Origin of the sequence: Nocardiopsis aegyptia (assembly GCF_013410755.1) — a bacterium.
Classification (GTDB): Bacteria; Actinomycetota; Actinomycetes; order Streptosporangiales; family Streptosporangiaceae; genus Nocardiopsis; species Nocardiopsis aegyptia.
The window spans coordinates 2,263,268-2,283,809 of the sequence record NZ_JACCFS010000001.1; the positions used below are offsets into that span (position 1 = coordinate 2,263,268).

14 protein-coding genes are annotated in these 20,542 nt (G+C 72.8%); 5 read left to right on the forward strand and 9 right to left on the reverse strand.

Annotated features, from left to right (window positions below):
* Positions 1-435 precede the first annotated feature (435 nt).
* The gene (gene gatB / locus HNR10_RS10115; RefSeq protein ID WP_179822661.1) at positions 436-1,932 is read right to left on the reverse strand and encodes an Asp-tRNA(Asn)/Glu-tRNA(Gln) amidotransferase subunit GatB; all 1,497 of its coding nucleotides are present in this window, start codon (positions 1,930-1,932) and stop codon (positions 436-438) included.
* Positions 1,933-2,304: 372 nt separating this feature from the next.
* Here gatB and HNR10_RS10120 point away from each other — a divergent pair, with 372 nt between their 5' ends.
* Together HNR10_RS10120 and HNR10_RS10125 are read left to right on the forward strand one after the other, a co-directional pair.
* Entirely contained in the window at positions 2,305-3,495 is a 1,191-nt protein-coding gene (locus tag HNR10_RS10120; protein WP_179822663.1) for a thioester domain-containing protein, read from the forward strand.
* Positions 3,496-3,885: 390 nt separating this feature from the next.
* Positions 3,886-5,097: a thioester domain-containing protein gene (locus HNR10_RS10125; protein ID WP_179822665.1), complete on the forward strand. Its 1,212-nt coding sequence runs from the start codon at positions 3,886-3,888 to the stop codon at positions 5,095-5,097.
* A 274-nt stretch (positions 5,098-5,371) separates the two neighbouring features.
* On the opposite strand, the gene gatA is transcribed toward HNR10_RS10125, so the two are convergent.
* The 7 genes from gatA to mnmA form a co-directional block, all read right to left on the reverse strand.
* Positions 5,372-6,871: an Asp-tRNA(Asn)/Glu-tRNA(Gln) amidotransferase subunit GatA gene (gene gatA, locus HNR10_RS10130; protein WP_179822667.1), complete on the reverse strand. Its 1,500-nt coding sequence runs from the start codon at positions 6,869-6,871 to the stop codon at positions 5,372-5,374.
* Complete coding sequence (gene gatC, locus HNR10_RS10135; protein WP_053616098.1) at positions 6,872-7,171, reverse strand: Asp-tRNA(Asn)/Glu-tRNA(Gln) amidotransferase subunit GatC; 300 nt, start codon at positions 7,169-7,171, stop codon at positions 6,872-6,874.
* A gap of 99 nt (positions 7,172-7,270) precedes the next feature.
* Positions 7,271-9,319, reverse strand: a complete 2,049-nt coding sequence (locus HNR10_RS10140) for a putative bifunctional diguanylate cyclase/phosphodiesterase (RefSeq protein WP_179822668.1) — start codon at positions 9,317-9,319, stop codon at positions 7,271-7,273.
* A gap of 481 nt (positions 9,320-9,800) precedes the next feature.
* Positions 9,801-12,038 (reverse strand): NAD-dependent DNA ligase LigA, encoded by a 2,238-nt coding sequence (ligA, locus tag HNR10_RS10145; protein ID WP_179822670.1) that lies wholly within the window; start codon positions 12,036-12,038, stop codon positions 9,801-9,803.
* Between the two features lie 58 nt (positions 12,039-12,096).
* A complete protein-coding gene (locus tag HNR10_RS10150) occupies positions 12,097-13,182 on the reverse strand; it encodes a methionine synthase (protein ID WP_179822672.1) in 1,086 nt (361 codons plus the stop codon).
* A gap of 160 nt (positions 13,183-13,342) precedes the next feature.
* Positions 13,343-13,849 (reverse strand): DedA family protein, encoded by a 507-nt coding sequence (locus HNR10_RS10155; RefSeq protein WP_179822674.1) that lies wholly within the window; start codon positions 13,847-13,849, stop codon positions 13,343-13,345.
* Positions 13,850-14,028: 179 nt separating this feature from the next.
* The gene (gene mnmA / locus HNR10_RS10160; protein WP_246406152.1) at positions 14,029-15,135 is read right to left on the reverse strand and encodes a tRNA 2-thiouridine(34) synthase MnmA; all 1,107 of its coding nucleotides are present in this window, start codon (positions 15,133-15,135) and stop codon (positions 14,029-14,031) included.
* 115 nt (positions 15,136-15,250) lie between these two features.
* Here mnmA and HNR10_RS10165 point away from each other — a divergent pair, with 115 nt between their 5' ends.
* Together HNR10_RS10165 and HNR10_RS10170 are read left to right on the forward strand one after the other, a co-directional pair.
* Complete coding sequence (locus HNR10_RS10165) at positions 15,251-16,420, forward strand: DUF695 domain-containing protein (RefSeq protein ID WP_179822676.1); 1,170 nt, start codon at positions 15,251-15,253, stop codon at positions 16,418-16,420.
* A 192-nt stretch (positions 16,421-16,612) separates the two neighbouring features.
* The gene (locus tag HNR10_RS10170) at positions 16,613-17,569 is read left to right on the forward strand and encodes a hypothetical protein (RefSeq protein ID WP_246406154.1); all 957 of its coding nucleotides are present in this window, start codon (positions 16,613-16,615) and stop codon (positions 17,567-17,569) included.
* A gap of 31 nt (positions 17,570-17,600) precedes the next feature.
* Here the strand turns inward: HNR10_RS10170 and HNR10_RS10175 are convergent, their stop codons facing one another.
* Entirely contained in the window at positions 17,601-18,149 is a 549-nt protein-coding gene (locus tag HNR10_RS10175) for a hypothetical protein (RefSeq protein WP_179822678.1), read from the reverse strand.
* Positions 18,150-18,516: 367 nt separating this feature from the next.
* Between HNR10_RS10175 and HNR10_RS10180 the strand changes: the two genes are divergently transcribed.
* Entirely contained in the window at positions 18,517-20,013 is a 1,497-nt protein-coding gene (locus HNR10_RS10180; protein ID WP_179822680.1) for an RICIN domain-containing protein, read from the forward strand.
* The last annotated feature ends 529 nt before the right edge of the window (positions 20,014-20,542 follow it).

Consider the following 20,542-nt stretch of genomic DNA (forward strand, 5'->3'; position numbering starts at 1 on the left):
GCGCCCGGCGCCGTGGTCCGCCGCCCGATGTCCCGCTCGTCCTCCGGACCGGAAGGAGTCGGGTCGTGGTACGCCCCGAACGGCCGCACGCGCCCCCGTGGTGCCGCCACACTACGCAAGGCAGGTCACACGACGATTGAGGACCGGCCGAGACATGGCGACGGAATGGTCACTCGACGTGACCGGAGTGTGGCCGGCCTCCCGTACGCGGTGCGGCCGGGCTTCCGTACGTGCCGCGGCCCCCATCGGGCCGGGACACGCCCCGACACTAGCCCCAGCGGCGTGGGCGCCCGGTCGAACGGCGATGAGATCCGCCCCACCCCGGACGCGCCAGGGCCGACGCCCGTCGCGCGACGGAACGGGTGTCCGTCCCGTCGCATCGTGGTGCGGAGGTCCGCCCCGCCCCACCGCGCGGCGGGGCACGGGCAGGACCGGTCAGCTCGCGCCGAGCTTCTCCAGGATCAGCTCGCGGGCACGGCCGGCGTCGGCCTGGCCGCGGGTGGCCTTCATGACCGCGCCCACCAGGGCACCGGCCGCGGCGACCTTGCCCCCGCGCACCTTGTCGGCCGCGTCGGGGTTGGCCGCGATGGCCTCGTCGACCGCCGCGCCGAGCGCGGAGTCGTCGCTGACGACCTTCAGGCCCCGCGCCTCGACCACCGCGTCGGGCTCGCCCTCACCGGCGAGGACGCCCTCGACGACCTGGCGGGCGAGCTTGTTGGTGAGCGTGCCCTCGGCGACCAGCGCGATGATCCGCGCCACCTGGGCGGGGGTGATGGGCAGGGCGGACAGCTCCACCTCCTGCTCCGTGGCGCGGCGGGAGAGCTCGTTGAGCCACAGCTTGCGCGCCTCACCGGAGGGCGCCCCCGCGAGGACGGTGGCCTCGACCAGCTCGATGGCGTCGGCGTTGACGAGGTCGCGCAGCTCGGTGTCGCTGAGCTCCCACTCGGCGCGCACCCGCGCGCGCTTGGCGGCGGGCAGCTCGGGCAGGCCGGCGCGCAGCTCCTCGATCCACTCCTCGGTGGGCGCGACCGGGACGAGGTCGGGGTCCGGGAAGTACCGGTAGTCCTGCGCCTCCTCCTTGCTGCGGCCGGAGATGCTGCGCCCGGTGTTCTCCTGGAAGTGGCGGGTCTCCTGGACCACGCGCTGCCCGGCGTCCAGGACTCCGGCCTGGCGCTCGATCTCGGAGCGCACCGCGCGCTCCACCGACCGCAGGGAGTTCACGTTCTTGGTCTCGCTGCGGGTGCCCCACTCCTCGGCGCCGCGCTCGTTGATGGAGACGTTGACGTCGCAGCGCATGGAGCCCTCCTCCATGCGCACGTCGGAGATGCCCAGGGAGCGGACGAGGTCGCGCAGCTCGGCGGCGTAGGCGCGCGCCACGAGGGGGGCCAGCTCGCCGGTGCCGGTGATCGGCCTGGTCACGATCTCCAGCAGCGGGATGCCCGCGCGGTTGTAGTCGACGATGGAGTGCGAAGCCCCGTGGATCCGGCCGGTGGAGCCGCCCACGTGGGTGGACTTGCCGGTGTCCTCCTCCATGTGGACGCGCTCGATGTCCACGCGGAACTCGCGCGGACCGTCGGGCGTGTCGACGGTGACGTCGAGGTGGCCGTCCACGCAGATCGGCTCGTCGTACTGCGAGATCTGGTAGTTCTTCGGCATGTCCGGATAGAAGTAGTTCTTCCGGGCGAAGCGGCCCCAGGGCGCGATGGAGCAGTTCAGTGCCAGACCCAGCCGGATGGCCCCCTCGACCGCCTTGGCGTTGACGACCGGCAGCGAACCGGGCAGCGCGAGGCAGACCGGGCACACCTGGGTGTTCGGCTCGGCGCCGAACCCGGTGGGGCAGGAGCAGAACATCTTCGAGGCGGTGCCCAGCTCGATGTGGGTCTCCAGACCGAGCACGGGCTCATAGGTCGCCAGCGCCGTCTCGTAGTCCACCGGGGTGGGACCACTGTCAGTGGCAGGGCTTGGAGTTACCGCGTGGGCCATCGCCGCGAACCCGTTTCCGTAGAGGACATACCTTCGGGACCAGCCTACCGAGCGCGCGGGGGTGGCCGACCCGTTCCGCGCGGACCCGTCCGGCGCCCGCGGGCGGCCCCGCGGTGCCCCCCACCTGGGGAACCGTGCACTCTTCGTGATGCCTGGGGCCGATGATGCCACTGGGAGATGTCACGGACAGCGCACGATTGGGCCACTGTGGGACGGTTCTACCGTCACCCAGTGTGTCGCGCGGTTATTCTGTGCTTCCACGTTGACCACCCCGCCGGCCGGCCCCGCAACGGCCTGCCGCCCGTCGCCCGGGAGCAGAACATGAGGGGCATCCCGCTACGGTGCGCCGTTCTGCTGGCTTCCGCCGGACTGTTCGGCGCCCTGGCCGGCACACCGGCCGCCACCGCCGACGACTTCTCCCGCGTCGACCGCGACCCGCTCGTCGGCGCGGAGCTCGTGCTCGACGACGGGCGGTCCGCCTCCACCGCCCTGTTCAGCCTGCGCGTGGGCGCACGCGACTCCGTGCGGGCCTACGCGGCGCGCGTGGACGAGGAGGTCCGGCCGCGCACGGCCTACGTGGAGTCGAACTGGTCGGACCGCGAGGACTGGGCGCAGGTGCCCGAGGCCACCGATCCGGCCGACCGCGCGAGCTGGATCGTCGCCCACTCCTACCCCCGTGTGGCCCTGACCCCGCTGGCGGTGGACGCGGGCGCGCTGCACGTCAACGAGGCCCAGGCGATCGCCGGGACCCAGGCCGCGCTGTGGCACGTGCTCGACGGGACCGATCTGGACCGCGACGCCAACGACGCCGCGGTCGTCGCCGTCTACGACCTCCTCGTGCAGGGCAGCGCCCAGGCGGTGGACACCGCCGCGGAGCCGTCCCTGGAGGTCTCGCCGACCCAGCTGGAGGCCGTCGCCCCCGAGGCCCCGCTCGGCCCGCTCACGGTGGGCAGCGCCGGATCGGGCAGCCTGCGCCTGTCGGTGCGCGGGGCTCCCGCGTCGTGGCTGGTCGACGACGAGGGACAGCAGGTCTCGCGGGCCGGGGACGGCGACCGGCTCTACTTCGACGTGGACCCCTCGGTCCAGGCGGGTGTGGCGACCGTGCACGTGCACGGCAGTGATCTGCCGCTGCCCGAGGGCCGCCTGTTCACGGGCCGGGACGGCGCCAGTACCCAGCCGCTGGTGACGGCGGAGCCCGGCACCATGACCAGCTCCGCCACGGCGACGCTGACGTGGCGCGGCAGCACGCCCCCCGAGCCGGAGGCGGACGAGACCGCCGAAAGCGAGGAGGCGGTCGTGGAGGAGGCTCCCGCGACGCAGGCGCCCGCCCAGGAGAGCGCCCGGGTGGAGGAGCCCGTGCCGTCGGAGAGCCCGTCCGCGACCGATGACCGAATCCCCGACGACGATCTGGCGACCACCGGGACCTGGTTGTCGGCCCTGTTGATCATCGCGGGGGCGCTGGTGGTGTCCGGCCTGCTCATCCTGGTGCTCGGTCGCCGTCGACGCGATTGACGCGCACCCCTCGCGACCTGCGAGGGGACTCGACCGCACCTCGGTGACGTGCAATGCGGTCCTTTTTCGCCCCGATTTGTCCATGCCCGTTTCGCATCACATTTTCCGACAACCGGGTTGGAAGTGGCCTATGTGGTCGCTAGTATCGGGCGGGCGACCTTCACGACGAGCGCGGCCCGCTCCCGCGTTGGCGAACCACACCGGATGACGCGCCTCCCCCACGGGTGCCTCGCATCGACGTCCCCCAGGACCCGGCCGTGGTGACCGCCCAAGACGGCCCGATCAGGATTCATGCCGCCGTTCGTGACGGCGCCGAGGAATTCCCTGCCGCCCGTTCTACCTGAACTGGCGTTTTCCACCGGTTACCCCTAGACGACACCGGGACACAACTTGACGAAGATCTCCCTCACCCGTTCCGCCGGGCGCGCGGGCCTTGCCGCCGCCGCTGCCGGTCTGCTGGCGTTCGGCCTCGCCGCGCCCGCCGCCGCCGAAGCCGCCCATGGCGAGTACACGGGCAACGCCGAGACCGGCGTCTCCGTTCGGATGAACGGCGACACCGTGGGCACCAACCTGTTCAACCTGGAGCTGGAGGACGGCACCGTCCTCACGGCCTACTGCATCGACCTCGAGACCGGCATCCGCAGCGGCGCCGGCTACGACGAGTCCGCCTGGGAGAACTACCCGGGCCGCGGTGACTTCGCCGAGCCCGCCAAGGTCCACTGGATCCTGCAGAACAGCTACCCGGAGATCACCGCCGACGAGCTCGCCGCGGCCGCCGGGGTGGACAACCCCCGCTTCGGCGACGCCGAGGCCCTGGGCGCCACCCAGGCCGCCATCTGGCACTTCAGCAACGGCGCGGAGATGACCGGCGAGGGCCGCAACGGCGTCACCGAGGTCTACGAGTACCTCATCGGCGCGGCCGAGGACCTGCCGCAGACCGCGGAGCCCGACGCCTCGCTGAGCATCACCCCGGAGACCGCCGAGGGCGCGCCCGGCGGCGTCGTCGGGGAGTTCGAGATCGCCTCCAGCGCCTCCGACATCCCCGTCACCCTGGGCGAGAACGTCCCGGACGGGGTCGAGCTCGTGGACCTCGAGACCGGCGAGCCCGTCTCCGCGGTCAACGACGGCGACACCGTCGGCTTCACCGTGCCCGAGGGCACCGCGGACGGCAGCGCCTCCTTCAGCCTGTCGACCACCGCCACGGTGGAGGTCGGCCGCCTGTTCATGGGCGACGAGGAGAGCTCCCCGACCCAGACCCTCATCACCGCGGAAGGCGGCGAGACCGAGGTCTCGGCCTCCGCCACCGCGAGCTGGGTGCTCGGTGAGGAGCCGAGCGAGGAGCCGTCCGAGGAGCCCAGCGAGCAGCCCTCCGAGGAGCCCTCTGAGGAGCCGTCCGAGCAGCCGTCGGAGCAGCCCTCCGAGGAGCCCAGCGAGCAGCCGTCCGAGCCCGCCGACGACAACAACTCGCCCAGCCTGCCGGTGACCGGTGGCGCGCTGGCCGGTCTGGTCGCGGCCGGTGTGGCCGCCCTGGGTGCCGGTGCCGGTGCGATCTACCTGAGCCGCCGCCGCAAGGCCGCCGACACGTCCGACGTGGAGGGCTAGTCCCCTTCCGTCCCCGGCCTCCGGGTGACGTGTGAGGGCCCGTCCGTGCGAGAGATCGCGCGGACGGGCCCTTCGTCGTTCCCGGGGACGGACCCAGACGGTCGCGGCAGCGCCCGCACACCGCTCCCCGGCATCCGGACCCGCCCCGGACAGCGGACCCGTCCCCGCGCACACGCGTGCCGACACACAGGCGCCCCCGGACACACGCGTGCCCGCCGCGTCGGGACGCGGCGGGCACGGGGAACGAGCGCGGTGAGCGCTCAGCGCGGCGGGGTCAGCCCCGCACGGCGTAGGGGTTGCGGGACAGGAGCGCGCCGTCGCGCTCGGCCAGGGTCCGCTCCACGGCCGCCGCCACCCGGTAGGTGCGGTCGTCGGCCAGCGGCGGCGCCATGATCTGGAAGCCGACGGGCAGGCCGTCCTCGGGCGCCAGGCCGCACGGGACCGACAGCGACGCGTTCCCGGCCAGGTTGGACGGGATCGTGCACAGGTCGGCCAGGTACATGGCCATCGGGTCCTCCGACCGCTCCCCGATCGGGAACGCGGTGGTGGGCGTGGTCGGCGAGACCAGCACGTCCACGTTCTCGAACGCGGCGTCGAAGTCGCGCTTGATCAGGGTGCGCACCTGCTGGGCGCTGCCGTAGTAGGCGTCGTAGTAGCCGCTCGACAGGGCGTAGGTGCCCAGGATGATGCGGCGCTTGACCTCGGCGCCGAAGCCCTCGGCCCGGGTCAGGGACATGACCTCCTCGGCGCTGCGCGTGCCGTCGTCGCCGACCCGCAGCCCGTAGCGCATCGCGTCGAAGCGCGCCAGGTTGGAGGAGCACTCGCTGGGCGCGATGAGGTAGTAGGCCGACAGGGCCGCGTCGAAGCTCGGGCAGGAGAGCTCCACGATCTTGGCGCCCAGGGACTCCAGGAGCTCCAGGGTCTCGTGGAAGCGCTGCCGCACGCCCGGCTGGAAGCCGTCGCTGTCCAGCTCCTTGACCACGCCGACGCGCAGGCCCTCGACGTCGCCGAGACGGGCGGCGTCGACGACCGCCGGGACCGGGGAGTCGATGGAGGTGGAGTCACGGGGGTCGTGGCCGGAGAAGGCCTCGTGGAGCAGGGCGGCGTCGAGCACGTTGCGCGCGAACGGGCCGGGGGTGTCCAGCGAGGACGCGAACGCGATCATCCCGTAGCGGGAGGAGCCGCCGTAGGTGGGCTTGGCCCCGACCAGGCCGCACAGAGCGGCCGGCTGGCGGATGGACCCGCCGGTGTCGGTGCCGGTGGCCAGCGGCGCCTCGAAGGCGGCCACGGCGGCGGAGGAGCCGCCGGAGGAGCCGCCCGGGATGCGGTCGGTGTCCCACGGGTTGCGGGTGACCTGGTAGGCGGAGTTCTCCGTGGAGGAGCCCATGGCGAACTCGTCCATGTTGGTCTTGCCCAGGATGACCAGGCCCGCCTCGCGCAGCCGCGCGGTGACGGTGGCGTCGTAGGGCGGGCGCCAGCCCTCCAGGATCTTCGAGGCCGCGGTCGTGGGCATGTCCGTGGTGCTGAACACGTCCTTGTGGGCGACAGGGACGCCGGCCAGCGGGCCCAGGTCGTCACCGGCGGCGCGGCGGGCGTCGACGGCCCGGGCCTGGGCCAGCGCGACGTCGCGGTCCACGTGCAGGAAGGCGCCGATCTCGCCGTCCACGGACGAGACCCGGTCCAGGTAGGCCGTGGTGGCCTCCTCGGAGGACACCTCGCCCGCGCCGATGGCCGCGCCGAGGTCGGCGGCGGTCAGGCTGATGACGTCGCTCATCTACTCTTCCTCCCCGAGGATCCGCGGAACCCGGAAGCGCTGTTCCTCCACCGCCGGGGCACCGGCCAGGGCCTGCTCCGGGGTGAGGCAGGGCCGGGCCTCGTCGGGTCGGTAGACGTTGGTCAGCGGCAGGGCGTGCGAGCTCGGCGGGATGTCGCCCTTGGCGACCTCCTGCACCTTGGCCACGGCGGTGAGGATGTCACCGAGCTGGGCGGCGAGCGTGTCGAGCTCGCTCTCGTCGAGCGCCAGCCGCGACAACCGGGCGAGGTGTGCGACCTCATCGCGGGTGATGGCGGTCATCAGTGGAGAACCGTTTCTTCGACGGACGGGTGTACCGACCCAATCCTATGGCGCCGACGCGGTGGCCGGTGCCGGTCCGCGGGCACGGGGCGTGACGGTTCAGGTGGTGGTGTCGGCGACGGCGCCGCCGTCGTGCGCGGCCAGCCACTCCCGGACCTCGCCGGAGGGCAGAGGACGGGAGAAGTGGTGGCCCTGGGCGGCGTGGCAGCCGGTCTCGCGGGCGGCCTCGGCCAGCGCCGCGGTCTGGACGCCCTCGGCCGTGGCGCGCATGCCCAGGGCCCTGACCAGGGTGATGGCGGCGCGGACGACCGTGTGCCCCTGGTCGGAGCCGCCGGTGAGGTGGGCCGTGAAGGACTCGTGGATCTTGACCTCGTCCAGGGGCAGCCCGGCGAGCTGGGCGAGGGTGAAGTGCCCGGTCCCGAAGTCGTCGAGCGCGAGTCCGACACCGAGGTCGCGGAGCCGGTGGACGGCCGCGGTGGCCGCCTCGGTGTCGACGATGAGGGCGTGCTCGCCGATCTCCAGGACGAGCTGGGCCGAGGGCACACCGTGCTCGCGCAGCGCCGCGGCCACCGTGGCGGGCAGGGCCGGGTCGAGGAGTTCGCGGACGCCGAGGTTCACCGACACCGGCAGGCGGAAGCCGTCGGCGCGCCACTGGGCGGTGCGGGCCAGGGTCGCGTCCAGGACCTGGCTGGTGAAGGCGCGGCTGAGGTGGGACTCCTCCACGATCGGCATGAAGTCGCCGGGGGCCAGGAGGCCGCGGGTGGGGTGGCGCCAGCGGGCGAGGGCCTCCAGGCCGATGGGCCGGCCGTCGGAGAGGCGGATCTTGGGCTGGTAGTGCATCTCCAGCGCGCCCTCGGCCAGGCCGCGGCGCAGCTCGCTGAACAGGCTGAGGCGGGCGGTGGAGTTGCGGTCCTTGCCGGGGTCGTAGGACTCCACGCCGGTACGGCCCGCCTTGGCCACGTACATGGCGACGTCGGCGCGCTGCATGAGGGGTTCGAACTCGGTGGCGTCGTCGGGGTAGAGCGCGATCCCGATGCTCGCCTCCAGGTCGAGGTCGACGCCGTTGAGGCGCACGGGCTCGCCGAGGGCGCCGCGCAGCCGGGCCGCGACCTCCGCGGCGGCGTCGGTGTCGCGCACCTGGGGCAGCAGGACGGCGAACTCGTCGCCGCCGAGCCGGGCGACGAGGTCGCCGGGGCGGACGCTGTGGACGAGCCGTCCGGCCGCGGTCTCCAGGAGGCGGTCGCCGGTGGCGTGGCCGAGGGTGTCGTTGACCTCCTTGAACCGGTCGAGGTCGAGCAGGAGCAGGCCGACCCGCCCACCGCGCTGGCGGGCGTGGGAGATCTCCTCCTGGGCGCGGACCGTCATCAGGGTGCGGTTGGCCAGCCCGGTCAGTTCGTCGTGGTTGGCCTGGTGGTCGCGCCTGACCAGCATCAGGGCGCTGGCGTGCAGGGCGCTGAGGGGGAAGGCGAACAGGGGCACGTAGAGCACCGAGTAGGTCATGGCCACGACCACGAGCGGGGCGAGGCTCACCAGGACGGCGTTGATGTGCAGCTGCTGGGTCAGGTCCTTGAACAGGACCTGCTGGAGGGGGACGCGTTCGTGCATGGCCACGGCGCACATGACCAGGATGCGGTTGACGACGAGGTAGGCGACGCCCGCGAGCGCGACGACGGCCAGTTCGCCGCCGGTGGGCAGCACCTCGAGTCGGGCGAGGATGGGCTGGAGCAGGCGCAGGACGGCGTCGGCCACGCCGAGGGAGAGGGTGTACTGCGCGGCGTTGAAGGCGTTGCGGTGGGCGGCGTGTCCGCGGGCGAACCCGGCGACGACGGCGGCCACGGCCTGCAGGAGGGCGGCCACGGGCAGGCCGTAGTAGATGACGATGGCCAGGGTGAACGGCAGGGAGGTGGGCGACCCCCCGTCCATGGCCTGGCCCCGCACGGCCACGGGTCTGAGCTCGCCGAGGATGATCATGCAGAGCAGGACCCACACGAGCGGTTCTCCGACCAGGCCGCTGATCTGGTCGAGTCCGAGGTCGAGACCGGAGACGACGAGCACGCCCGTGCCGGCGACGACGGCGCTCACCATGTACAGCCAGAGCGGCGTGCCGACCCGTGGACCGATGTCCCTGGTGCTGTGGGGATCCTTCATCCGTTGACCTCGTGAGGGGGACGCGGAGCGGGCGGCGCGTGCGCCGCCGCTCCTGCCGGTTCGGGGTGTCCGTGATCCTGCCACCCCTCATGGCCGAATCCGGGTTCGGATGCACTGCATCCCGGGTAACGATGTCCATCTTACGTCGTTTCGTCACCAACTGTCGCTTACCGAGAACTATCAGTTAACCAAGTCGTGCGGTCGCGTGGTGACAAACGAGCCAAAGTCATCCGAATGCACGAACGAAACCCGTGCGGATCCGGGAGAAATCGGCATGGACCGCCGCCGTGCCGAACGAACACCCCGCGCCTCGGGTTCCCACGCGGGTCCGATCGCACGGGAACGGCGGACGGGAGAGGCGGACCGCGGGGCGGATGGGACGGCGGGTGGGAGGGGCCGCGCGTGAGCGGAGCGCGGCGGAGGTGGGACCACCGGACCGCGGGGCCGTCGCGGCCCCGCGGTCCGGGTGGGTGCGGCCGGCCTACTCCCCGGCCTGGCCCTGGTCCCCTGCGGGCTCCTCGTCCGGCTCCGGCTCGGGGTTGAGCCGCCGCGCGAGGGCCGCGTCGGCCCCCTCGTCGAGCAGCACCCGGAACCCCGCCTCGTCGAGGATGGGCACGCCCAGCTTCACGGCCTTGTCGTACTTGGAGCCGGGGCTCTCCCCGGCCACCACGAAACCGGTCTTCTTGGACACCGACGAGGTCGCCCGGCCGCCGCGCTCGGCGATCACCTCCTTGGCGCTGTCGCGCGTGAAGCCCTCCAGGCCGCCCGTCACCACCACGGTCACGTCCGCCAGCAGGTCCGACCCGTGCTCGGGCGCGTCGTCCTCCATGCGCACACCGGCCGCCGCCCACTTGCGCACGATCTCGGCGTGCCAGTCCACCGCGAACCACTCGCGGATGGAGGCGGCGATGGTGGGGCCGATGCCGTCCACGGCCGCCAGCTCCTCCTCGCTCGCCTGGCGGATGGCGTCCATGGACCGGAAGTGGCGGGCCAGGTCCTCGGCCGCCCGCGGGCCCACGTGCCGGATGGACAGCGCCACCAGGACGCGCCACAGCGGCTTGGACTTGGCCTCCTCCAACTGCTCGAAGAGCTTCTCCACCGTCTTCTTCGGCTCGCCCTTGAGGTTGGCGAAGAACGACACGACCTTGGGTTCACCGGTCTTGGGATCGGACTTGGGCTCGGTGGTGTCGGGGTCGAGGACGTGGGTGCGGATCGGCAGCAGCTGGTCGACGGTGAGGTCGAACAGGTCGCCCTCGTCGCGCAGCGGCGGGTCGGCCGGCTCCAGGGGCTGGGTGAGGGCGGTGGCCGCCACGTAGCCCAGCGCCTCGATGTCCAGGGCCTTGCGCCCGGCGATGAAGGCCACGCGCTCGCGCAGCTGACCCGGGCAGGAGCGTGCGTTGGGGCAGCGCAGGTCGACGTCGCCCTCCTTCTGCTGGCCCAGCTCGGTCCCGCACTCCGGGCAGTGCGTCGGCATCTCGAACTCGCGCTCGCTGCCGTCCCGGCGCTCCACGACCGGGCCGACGATCTCCGGGATGACGTCGCCCGCCTTGCGCAGGGTCACGACGTCGCCGATGAGCACGCCCTTGCGGGCGACCTCCTGCGCGTTGTGCAGGGTCGCGAACTCCACCTCCGAGCCCGCCACGACCACGGGCTCCATCACGCCGTAGGGGGTGACACGGCCGGTGCGCCCCACGCCCACCTTGATGTCGACGAGCCGGGTGGTGACCTCCTCCGGCGGGTACTTGTAGGCGATCGCCCAGCGCGGAGCCCGGCTGGTGGAGCCCAGTCGGCGCTGGAGGCCGAAGTCGTCGACCTTGATGACGATGCCGTCGATCTCGTAGGCCGGTTCGTGGCGGTTGGCCCGGTAGTGGTCGACGTAGTCCCGCACCTTCGCCATGGAGTCCACGACCCGGTAGCGGTCGCTCAGGGGCAGGCCCCACTCGCCGAGGAGGGTGTAGGCCTGCGACTGGCTGGTGAAGGCGACGCCGTCGGAGGCCGGGGAGTAGGCGCCCACGCCGTGCACGATCATCGACAGCGGCCGGGTGGCCGTGACGCGGGGGTCCTTCTGCCGCAGCGACCCGGCGGCCGCGTTGCGGGGGTTGGCGAAGGGGGTGTGCTCGCCGGTGGCGGTGATGCGCTCGTTGAGCTCGCCGAACTCCTTGACCGGCAGGAAGACCTCGCCGCGCACCTCCAGCAGCTCGGGGGCGGGGCGGACGCTCTCGTCGAGCTGTTCGGGGACGGCGTCGATGGTGCGCACGTTGAGGGTGATGTCCTCGCCCACCCGGCCGTCGCCGCGGGTGGCGGCGCGGACGAGGCGGCCACGCTCGTAGACCAGGTCGACCGCCAGGCCGTCGATCTTGAGCTCGCACAGGTAGGCGTCGACGGGCACCTCGGCCGAGGCCCGGTCGGCCCAGGCGTTGAGCTCCTCGGTGTCGAAGGCGTTGCCCAGGCTCTCCATCCGGACCAGGTGCTCGACCTCGGCGAAGTCGACGCTGATGGGGGCGCCGACCTTCTGCGTGGGCGAGTCCTGGGTGACCAGCTGCGGGTAGGAGTCCTCGATACCGCGCAGCTCGCCCATGAGGGTGTCGTACTCGGCGTCGGAGATGACGGGCTTGCCCAGGTAGTACCGGTAGCTGTGGTCGTCCAGCTCCCGGCACAACTCGGTGTGGCGGGCGCGTACCTCATCGGGGATGTCGGTCGTGTTGTGAAGCGCGCTCACTCGGTAACGCCTTTCTGCTGCTCTCGTGCTCGCCTGTCGCGGTCGCCGGCCCGCGGGGCTACCGGCGGGGCTCGTCCCGCAGGACCCTCGCTCCGGCGCGAACGGCGTCCAGGGCCGCCCGCGCGTACCCGGGCGTGGCTCCCGCGAGCCCGCACGTCGGTGTGGTGACCACCGCGCGGGAGAGCAGGTCAGGGGTGATGCCCAACCGGTTCCAAAGCTCGCGTACAGGGTCGACGGTAGCGGCGGCGTCCGACATTCCGGGGGACCGCTGCGGCCCCCGCGCGGTGGCGGCGCCGGACGTTTCGGGCGTCTGCCCGCGCGGGGCGTCGGACGAGGGGACGACGCCGAGCAGCAGTCCGACACCGGCCTCGACGGCCGTGCCGATCATCTCGTCGTGGTCGCGGGTGAGCAGCAGGGCGTCGAGGCTCAGCGCCCTGGCCCCGCTGCGGCGCAGCAGGTCGACGGGCGCGCCGGGGGCGCAGCAGTGCGCGGCGGGCACGGCGCCGGCCTCCTCCAGGGCGGTGAAGAGCTGCCGGAGGACGGCCTCGACGTGGACGCGGTCCACGGCACGCACCCGTCCGAAACCGCTGGCGGTGGGCAGGGAGCCGAGTAGGACCGCGGTCAGCGAGGGCTCGTCGACCTGGAGGAGGACGCGTGCGCCTGGCACCCGGCGGCGGACCTCGCCCAGGTGGGCCAGGACTCCCTCGCGGTGCGTCTCGGCCAGGTCGCGGCAGGCACCGGGGTCGGAGACCAGGCGCTGGCCGTTGCGCAGTTCGATCGACGCGGCCAGCGTCCAGGGGCCGGCGACCTGGATCTTGAGGGTGCCGGTGTAGGCGTGGGCGTGCTCGGTGAGCGCGTCGAGGTCGTAGGACATGAGGCTGGTGGCGCGGGCGAGGTCGCGGCCGGGCGTGTCGGCCACGCGCCAGGCGCTGGGCTGGACCTCCACGGGAAAGTCCACGAGCAGTCCGCTGGTACGGCCGATCATGTCGGCGCCGACACCGCGGTCGGGCAGCTCGGGCAGGTGGGGGAGGTCGGGGAGCTCACCGATGATGGTGCGCACGGCCTCGTCGGGGTCCTCGCCCGGCCAGGACCCGATCCCGGTGTAGGAGGCGTCGGGCCAGGGATAGGGGTGCTGTTCGGTCACGATGCCCAAGGTTAGGGCAACCACGGCCGAAGAGCGCTGAAGCCGGAGGCTTTCCGTTGAGGGTGGAAGCCCCACACCCCCACGAAGTGGCCCCAGGGGCGATGGCGGGCGACGGGCGGGGGGCGTTCCGTTGAAGGTGGTGGCCGTTCCGGGCGGCCGGTCACACGGGCGTGGAGGAGTCCTCGGCGGCGGCGGGCGTCCGGACCCGGCGGCGGGACCGCAGCACCAGGACCGCGACCACGGCGGCCGCCAGCAGGACCACTCCGACCGCGAGCCACGGCGACCCCAGGAAGAGGGTCCACCAGGTACCGACCAGCCCGGAGATCACCACGCCCCACAGTCCGGCCCAGATCAGGCAGCCCACGACCATGGCGGCGAGGTAGCGCGGGAAGCGCATGCGCATCGCGCCCGCCGACAGGTTGACGGCGGTCTGCACGCCGACGGTGCAGAAGCTCAGGGTGACGACGGGGGCGCCGTAGCGGTCGATGCTCCGCCGGGCGCGGTCCAGCCGCGGGCCGAGCCGCTCGCCCATCCGGCTGCGCTTCACCCCGGCTCCCAGCCCCCGGCCGATCCAGTAGGTGGCCTGGGCGCGGCACAGGACGATGCCGAACAGCGCGAAGTAGACGATCCAGAAGGGTTGCCCCTCAAGGAAACCGAACTCGGGCATGGACAGGCCCCCTTCCTTGAGCAGCAACTATGCTATGCCTTACCTAACCTCGGCAAGGGGCTGGGGGCCCGGACGGAGGAGATCCGTCCCTCAGCGACCGGTTCCTCCCCCGCGCGCCCTCGGCCGCACGGCCGGCCATGCGTGGTCCAGGCGGGGCTCAGGCCTGGCCCAGGCGGGGCTCAGGCGGTGGTCGTCCCGCTGGCGACCGCGGCCGAGCGCGCCGTCGCCGAGATCGTCGCCGACCCCAGCACCGTGTCGCCGTCGTAGACCACGACCGCCTGCCCGGTGGCCACGCCCGCGGCCGGTTCGGCCAGGCGCACGACCAGCTCGTCGCCGCCCTCGGCTCCGCGCTGCCACACCGTCGCGGGGTACACCTCGCCGTGCGCGCGCAACTGGACGTGGCACTCGGTCGGCTCGGTCAGCGGGCCGGATCCGCTCCACACCGGCCGCACACCCGTGATCTCGTCCACGGCCAGCGACGCGCGCGGACCCACCGTCACGGTGTTCTGGACCGGCTCGATGGACAGCACGTAGCGCGGGTGCGCGGCACCGCCCAGGCCCAGCCCCTTGCGCTGGCCCACGGTGAACGTGTGCGCGCCGTTGTGGGTGCCCACCACGTTCCCCTCCTCGTCCTGGATGGGGCCGGGACGCTCGCCGATCCGCCGGTTCAGGAAGCCCGCGGTGTCGCCGTCGGCGATGAAGCAGATGTCGTGGCTGTCGGGCTTGTCCGCCACCGACAGGCCGCGGCGGTCGGCCTCGGCGCGGACCTCCTCCTTGGTGCAGTCCCCGAGCGGGAACACGGCGTGCGCGATCTGCTCGGCGTCGAGCACGCCCAGGACGTAGGACTGGTCCTTGGCCGCGTCGACGCTGCGCACGAGGCGCCCGTCGATCTTGCGCACGTGGTGGCCGGTGGCCACGGCGTCGAAGCCCAGCGCGATCGCCCGGTCCAGCACCGCCTCGAACTTGATCTTCTCGTTGCACCGCAGGCACGGGTTGGGCGTGTTCCCCGACTCGTACTCCGCGACGAAGTCCTGCACGACCTCCCGGTCGAACTCCTCGGACATGTCCCACACGTAGAACGGGATACCGATGACGTCGGCGGCCCGGCGCGCGTCGTGGGAGTCCTCCACGGTGCAGCAGCCGCGCGCGCCCGTGCGGTAGGACTGTGGGTTCTTGGAGAGCGCCAGGTGAACGCCGGTGACGTCGTGGCCCGCCTCGGCCACACGGGCCGCGGCGACCGCGGAATCGACTCCGCCGGACATGGCGGCCAGTACACGCAAAGTCATAGTGCCCACCAGCGTATGCGCCCGCCCGGTGTCCGGACCACGGATTTCGAGCGGGGTGGGACACTCCCGCCGGGGCGCGGCGAGGGTGGTCGCCGGGTTCTGCGAAAATCGGTCCATGGCTCTGTTCCGTCGTCGTCGCTCCGCCGACTCCACCTCCGCCGTCACCGCGTTCTGGGACGCCTGGCCGACCGCGCGCGACGCGCTCGCCAACGCCGTCGAGACCGACCAGCCGGCTCCGTCCGAGGTGTCGGAGGAGGTGAGCGAGTTGGTGAGGAAGATCCACCCGGACCTGGACTGGGAAGTGGGCCGGGCGCCGAGCCGCCCGAGCGGCGGTCTGGACGACCTCGACCTGTCGATGGACGCGGACCCGAGCAAGCTCCTGGAGCAGCTCGCGGCGATGGACGACCCGTCGAAGCTCACCGAGGGCCCGGTCTACGCCATGACCCTGCGCCCGGGCACCTCCGAGGAGGCCCGCGTGCAGGCCGAGCGCTGGGCCCGGTCGGCGCCCGAGGACGACCAGTGGGCCTTCCTCCCGGTCCGCCGCGCCGACCACGAGAAGCTCTCGTCCACCGTCACCTGGGACGACCATGAACTCGACCTGTCGCACGTGTCGGTGTCGATGCGCGTCAACCAGGCGGCGGGCCGGATCGAGGTGGGCGTCTACCACCCCGACAACATGTTCCTGTCGGAGGAGACCCGCCAGGGCGTCGCCGAGCACGTCACTCTGCTGGCGCTGGGCGAGGACGACATGGTGCGGTGGATCGGGAAGGTGGCGCCGCTGGACGAGGCGCCCCTGGACCCGCTGCCGCCCACGTCCATGCCGGCGGTCGTCCGGCAGATGGTCGACCTGCTCGGCGGCCCGGGCGGATGGGCGGGTTTCGAGGGCCGGGTGCCGATCCAGGGCGGGTTGGAGTTCCGGATCCGGCACCCCCTGACCCGACGCGACTACCCGGCGCTGTCGCTGTACGTCCACGTGGTCGTGCCGTACACGCACCTGGACGAGGACCGGCTTCCGGCGGAGGAGTCGCTCAGCGCGCTGACGGAGCTGGAGGAGCGGCTGACCGTCCTGCTGGGCGACAACGGAGCACTCTTCGCACGGCAGACCACCGGTGGGCGCCGCCAGTACCACTACTACCTGGACCCGGACTCCGGTGTGCTGCCGGAGTTCGAGGCGGCCCTGACGGACTGGCCCGAGGGAGAGGTGAGGCTGCGTACGCACCTCGACCCGCAGTGGTCGCAGTTCAACGCCATTCGCCGTCCGTACCTGCGCAAGCTCGACGGGTAGCCCGGGGAGGGCCAGGGGTGTGGCCGCCCGTGGCGATCCGGGGCGATCCGCGACGCGCGGATGACGTGTCATTGACCTGACGCGAACATGTGGGAGACGATTCGGACATGGGCGTCAAGATCGATCCCCACGTTCCACATCTGGCGCCCAAGACCCAACAGGCGTAACGTGTCCTCCCCGCCAGGAGGAAATATGCGGTCAATCGACGGCGTGTTGCCACGAGCGCCCACGGGCCGGCCCAGAGTCGCCGCGGTCGGTGCGGTGCTCATCCTGTGCCTGGTCGGTGCCCCGGTGATGTCGCTCTTCCCCGTCGGGTTGTGGGAGGCGGCCGAGGCCCTGACCATGAGCGGCGCGGGCCTGGGCGTCCTGGTGTTCGCCCCGCTGGTCGCGGGCGTCGTCCTGCTCATGACCTGGTTGGGGACCCGGTGGCTGGAGGGCGCGGGGGTCAACCACCCGACCTCCGCGGCGTCGCTGGTGACGGTCACCGCCATGGCCACACCCGTGTTCGTCGCCTTCCTCGCCCCGGCCGCCACCCCGGTCCCGGGCAACACCACAGTGAGCATCGCGGTGCTGAGCGCCGCCGTCGCCACACTGGGCATGGGCGCCTGTATGGCCTGGTGCGGCTTGCCCGACCGCTTCCAGGCGGGCGTGCTTCCCGCCGTGGTCGTGGTCGCGGCCCTGCTCACCGCGCTGCCCGCCGTCTCCGACGAGATGCGCGCCCGGGCCGCCGACGAGCGCTCGCGGGAGCAGATCGAGTCCTTCGACCAGACCATCGCGGTGCTGGACGACCCGCGCTGGTCCCTGGACCAGGTCCACGAGGTCGACGGCGCCCTGCGCTTCACCTACCGCGACCCGGACGGCACCCCCGTGTACGTGCACACCTGGACGGGGGCCCGCGCCAGGGGTTCGGAGGGCATCCGCTCGGGCTGCGAGTTCCCGGACGTGCGCTGCCGGAACGTCGACGGCGCGGTCGCGGTCTACCGGGGCGGGAACACCCCCGCGGAACTGCGCACGCACCTCAACGACGGCGTGGTGGCCTGTCTGACCTCGGTTCCCGGCGCCCCGGTCGACCTGGTGTCCGCGGCCCGGTCCCTGCGCCCCGAAACCCCGGGCGAACGCGAGCACCTGGTCAGAGCCGTCACCTCCTGACGGAGCGCGGGACGTTCCGCTCCCCGGCATGTCAACCTCCCGCCATGCCGCGGAACGCGAAGGTGAACACTGCGGTCAGTGGAACGATCAGCACCACGGGGACCAGGCACCCGAGTCCGATGGCCGCGTATCCGCCGCGTTCGTCCTCGTCGTCGTACTGCCGCAGGACGAGGAGGCACAGCCACCCGCCGGCGAAGGCGGTCACCGTGGCAGCGGGGACGGCACCCACGCCGCCCAGGAGGAACACGGGATAGCCCAGGGCAACGGAGCAGGCCCCCACCGTGGCGGCGATGAACACGCGCAGGTAGTCCTCGTGGGGTGTCACCGCCGCACGGATCCAGGAGACGGTGACGAGGGCGAACCCGAACCCCGACAGCCCCGGCAACACCCAGCCGAGCCCAGGCGAGTACCCGGAGCGCACTTCCACGACCCAGCCCGCGTTGACCGACAGCGCTCCGACGGCGGCGAGGACCACGATGTTCTTCAGGACGCTTTCCCGGAAGCCGACGAAGACCGAGGCGAGGACTCCGATGGCTCCGCACACGCCGCCGACACAGGCGCCGAGAAGGAAGACGCTCATCCGCACACCTCCTTCGTCCCCGCGGGGATCCCGTTCATGGTCGCCTCACGGCCATGCGCTGCGTCAATGCGTCCGTCAGGCCGCTGACCTGGTACTGGTCGCAGCGAGTCAGCGTACGCGCTCCGGGAGGGCCGTTCATCGTGCGGCCCGGGACCACTGTGACCGTTCAGGTGGTCGGGGGAATCCCGGCGTTCCTGGAGCGCCGCGGCCCTGAGCGGCTTCCGGCGCCGGGACCGTCCCGCCCCGGAGATGGCCGAAAGTGGCCGTGCGATCACCCGGATTCGCGTACCCCTCTGGAGACGTGCGTTCCCTTCGGGTAGCGTCCGGTCGGCAAGCGCTTTCCCCCCCAGTCGTCCGGAGTCGCTCCATGCCCCCGCTCTTCTCCTCCCCGCGCAGAACGCGCGGGCCCTCCCGCCTCCGGACGTGGGCCACGAGCGCCATCGCGACCGTGGTCGCCATGGCCGGGCTCGTGGTCGCCGCGCCGGCGGCCTCCGCGGACGAGGTCGACGCGAACACCTGGTTCACACTGCGGAACGTGCACTCGGGCCTCGTCCTGGACGTGGACACGGGTTCCACCGAACCCGGCGCCGGGCTCGTGCAGTCGGACCACACCGGCGCGGCCCACCAGCAGTTCCGGTTCCTGCCCTCCGGCAGTGGCGCCTACCGGCTCCAGGCCCGGCACAGCGACCAGGTGGTCGACGTGGCCCGGGGCAGCGCCGAGGACGGCGCCGACATCGTGCAGTGGCCCGACCGGGACAACGCCAACCAGCGTTGGAGCGCCACCGTCGACGGCGACCGCGTGACGCTGGTCAACGAGGGCTCCGGCAAGGCGCTGGAAGTGTGGGCGCGGTCGACCGAACCCGCTGCCCGCGTCTCCCAGTACACCCCGAACGGCGGCGCCAACCAGCAGTGGGACCTGGTCCCGGTCATCGCCGGGGGCGGCGGGGACGGCTCGCCGACCGATCCCGCCATCCACTACTTCGGCCGCTGGGACACCCGCGACAGCGGCGCCTACGTGCCCGGCTGGGCCGGGGCGTACCTGGAGACGTCCTTCACCGGCACCTCGGTCGCCGCGAACCAGCGCGGCACCATCGACCTCTACTACAGCGTCGACGGCGGCCCCTACACGTGGCTGCGCGACGTCAGCGGCACCGTCACCCTCGCCGACGGCCTCGCCGACGGCGAGCACACGCTCCGCCTCGGCTACCGAGAGGTGGCGGGCTCGTACACGGGGGACGCGGTGTTCCGCGGCCTGGCCTTCGACCCCGGTGCCGGGACCGTCGCCTCGACGCCGCCGGACCGCGTCATCGAGTTCGTCGGCGACTCGATCACCGTCGGCCAGCCCAACGGGAACCGGCCCTTCACCTCCTATCCCTGGCTGGTCGGCGAACGCCTCGGCGCGGGGCACACCCAGATCGCCCAGGGAGGTGCGTGCCTGCTGCCGAGCGACTGCTACGGCATGCTCGACTGGTTCCTGCGCACCTCGTCCGCCGACGGCTCCCCCGCCTGGGACTTCCGGTACGACGCGGCGGCCGTCGTGATCAACCTCGGCACCAACGACATCGGGCGGCGCCCCACCTCCGAGGAGTTCCGCGACGGCTACGTCGAGCTGATCGCCCGCGCCCGCGCGGAGTACCCCACCGCGGAGATCTTCGCCCTGCGGACCTTCCGCGGGCGCTACACCACCGAGACGGAGGAGGCGGTACGGATCCACAACGACCGCGGTGACGGCGGCGTCCGGTTCGTCGACACCACCGGTTGGATCGGCGACGAGCACCTGGTCGACTCGGTCCACCCGAACGAGGCCGGGCACCGCGTCATCGCCGACCGCCTGACGCCGATCATCGGCGGGCAGCTCGGCTGACCCCCGGGGCCGGTCGCCGATCCTGTCGGCCGACCGGCCCATGGCCAGGGCCGGGGCGGGGGCCGGGGCCCGATCCCGGCCCAGGGCCCGATCCCAGGGGATGGCGCACGGGGACGGTGCACGGGGGCGGTGCCCGGGGGCCGGAGGCGTCAGTACGCGGGGCGCGGCTGCCCCAGTGTGTTCTCGGCGGAGGACCGGCCGCGAGCGCCGCACACGCGGGACGCGGCTACTGCCGGGCGAGCACGTGGCGGTGCGGCCGGGGTCGGGGCCTGGGCCTCGGTATCGGCCAGGGCGACGGGGACGGGTGCGGGGACGACGGCGGGCGGGGACGCGGTGCCCGGGGCCGGGACTCGTCTCCCATGCGGTCACCGGTGATGGCGAGCCTCTCGCAGGGCCGAGCCGGAACCGGGACACCGTTCGTCGTCACGACTGCCAGGACCGCCGCGGCACGCACGGCCACAGGGGCGACCGTGGACACCGACCCGCCCTCGGCGGCGCGCCCTGACCCGGGTTCGGGTCGGCGGACGGG

Bases quoted from the DNA above. Each gene is read 5' to 3' on its own strand.
- HNR10_RS10180 (WP_179822680.1), top strand. From the start codon at position 18,517: ATGCCCCCGCTCTTCTCCTCCCCGCGCAGAACGCGCGGGCCCTCCCGC.
- gatA (WP_179822667.1), bottom strand. From the start codon at position 6,871: ATGAGCGACGTCATCAGCCTGACCGCCGCCGACCTCGGCGCGGCCATC.
- HNR10_RS10155 (WP_179822674.1), bottom strand. From the start codon at position 13,849: ATGCCCGAGTTCGGTTTCCTTGAGGGGCAACCCTTCTGGATCGTCTAC.
- HNR10_RS10165 (WP_179822676.1), top strand. From the start codon at position 15,251: ATGGCTCTGTTCCGTCGTCGTCGCTCCGCCGACTCCACCTCCGCCGTC.
- HNR10_RS10120 (WP_179822663.1), top strand. From the start codon at position 2,305: ATGAGGGGCATCCCGCTACGGTGCGCCGTTCTGCTGGCTTCCGCCGGA.
- mnmA (WP_246406152.1), bottom strand. From the start codon at position 15,135: ATGACTTTGCGTGTACTGGCCGCCATGTCCGGCGGAGTCGATTCCGCG.
- gatC (WP_053616098.1), bottom strand. From the start codon at position 7,171: ATGACCGCCATCACCCGCGATGAGGTCGCACACCTCGCCCGGTTGTCG.
- HNR10_RS10175 (WP_179822678.1), bottom strand. From the start codon at position 18,149: ATGAGCGTCTTCCTTCTCGGCGCCTGTGTCGGCGGCGTGTGCGGAGCC.
- HNR10_RS10140 (WP_179822668.1), bottom strand. From the start codon at position 9,319: ATGAAGGATCCCCACAGCACCAGGGACATCGGTCCACGGGTCGGCACG.
- HNR10_RS10170 (WP_246406154.1), top strand. From the start codon at position 16,613: ATGCGGTCAATCGACGGCGTGTTGCCACGAGCGCCCACGGGCCGGCCC.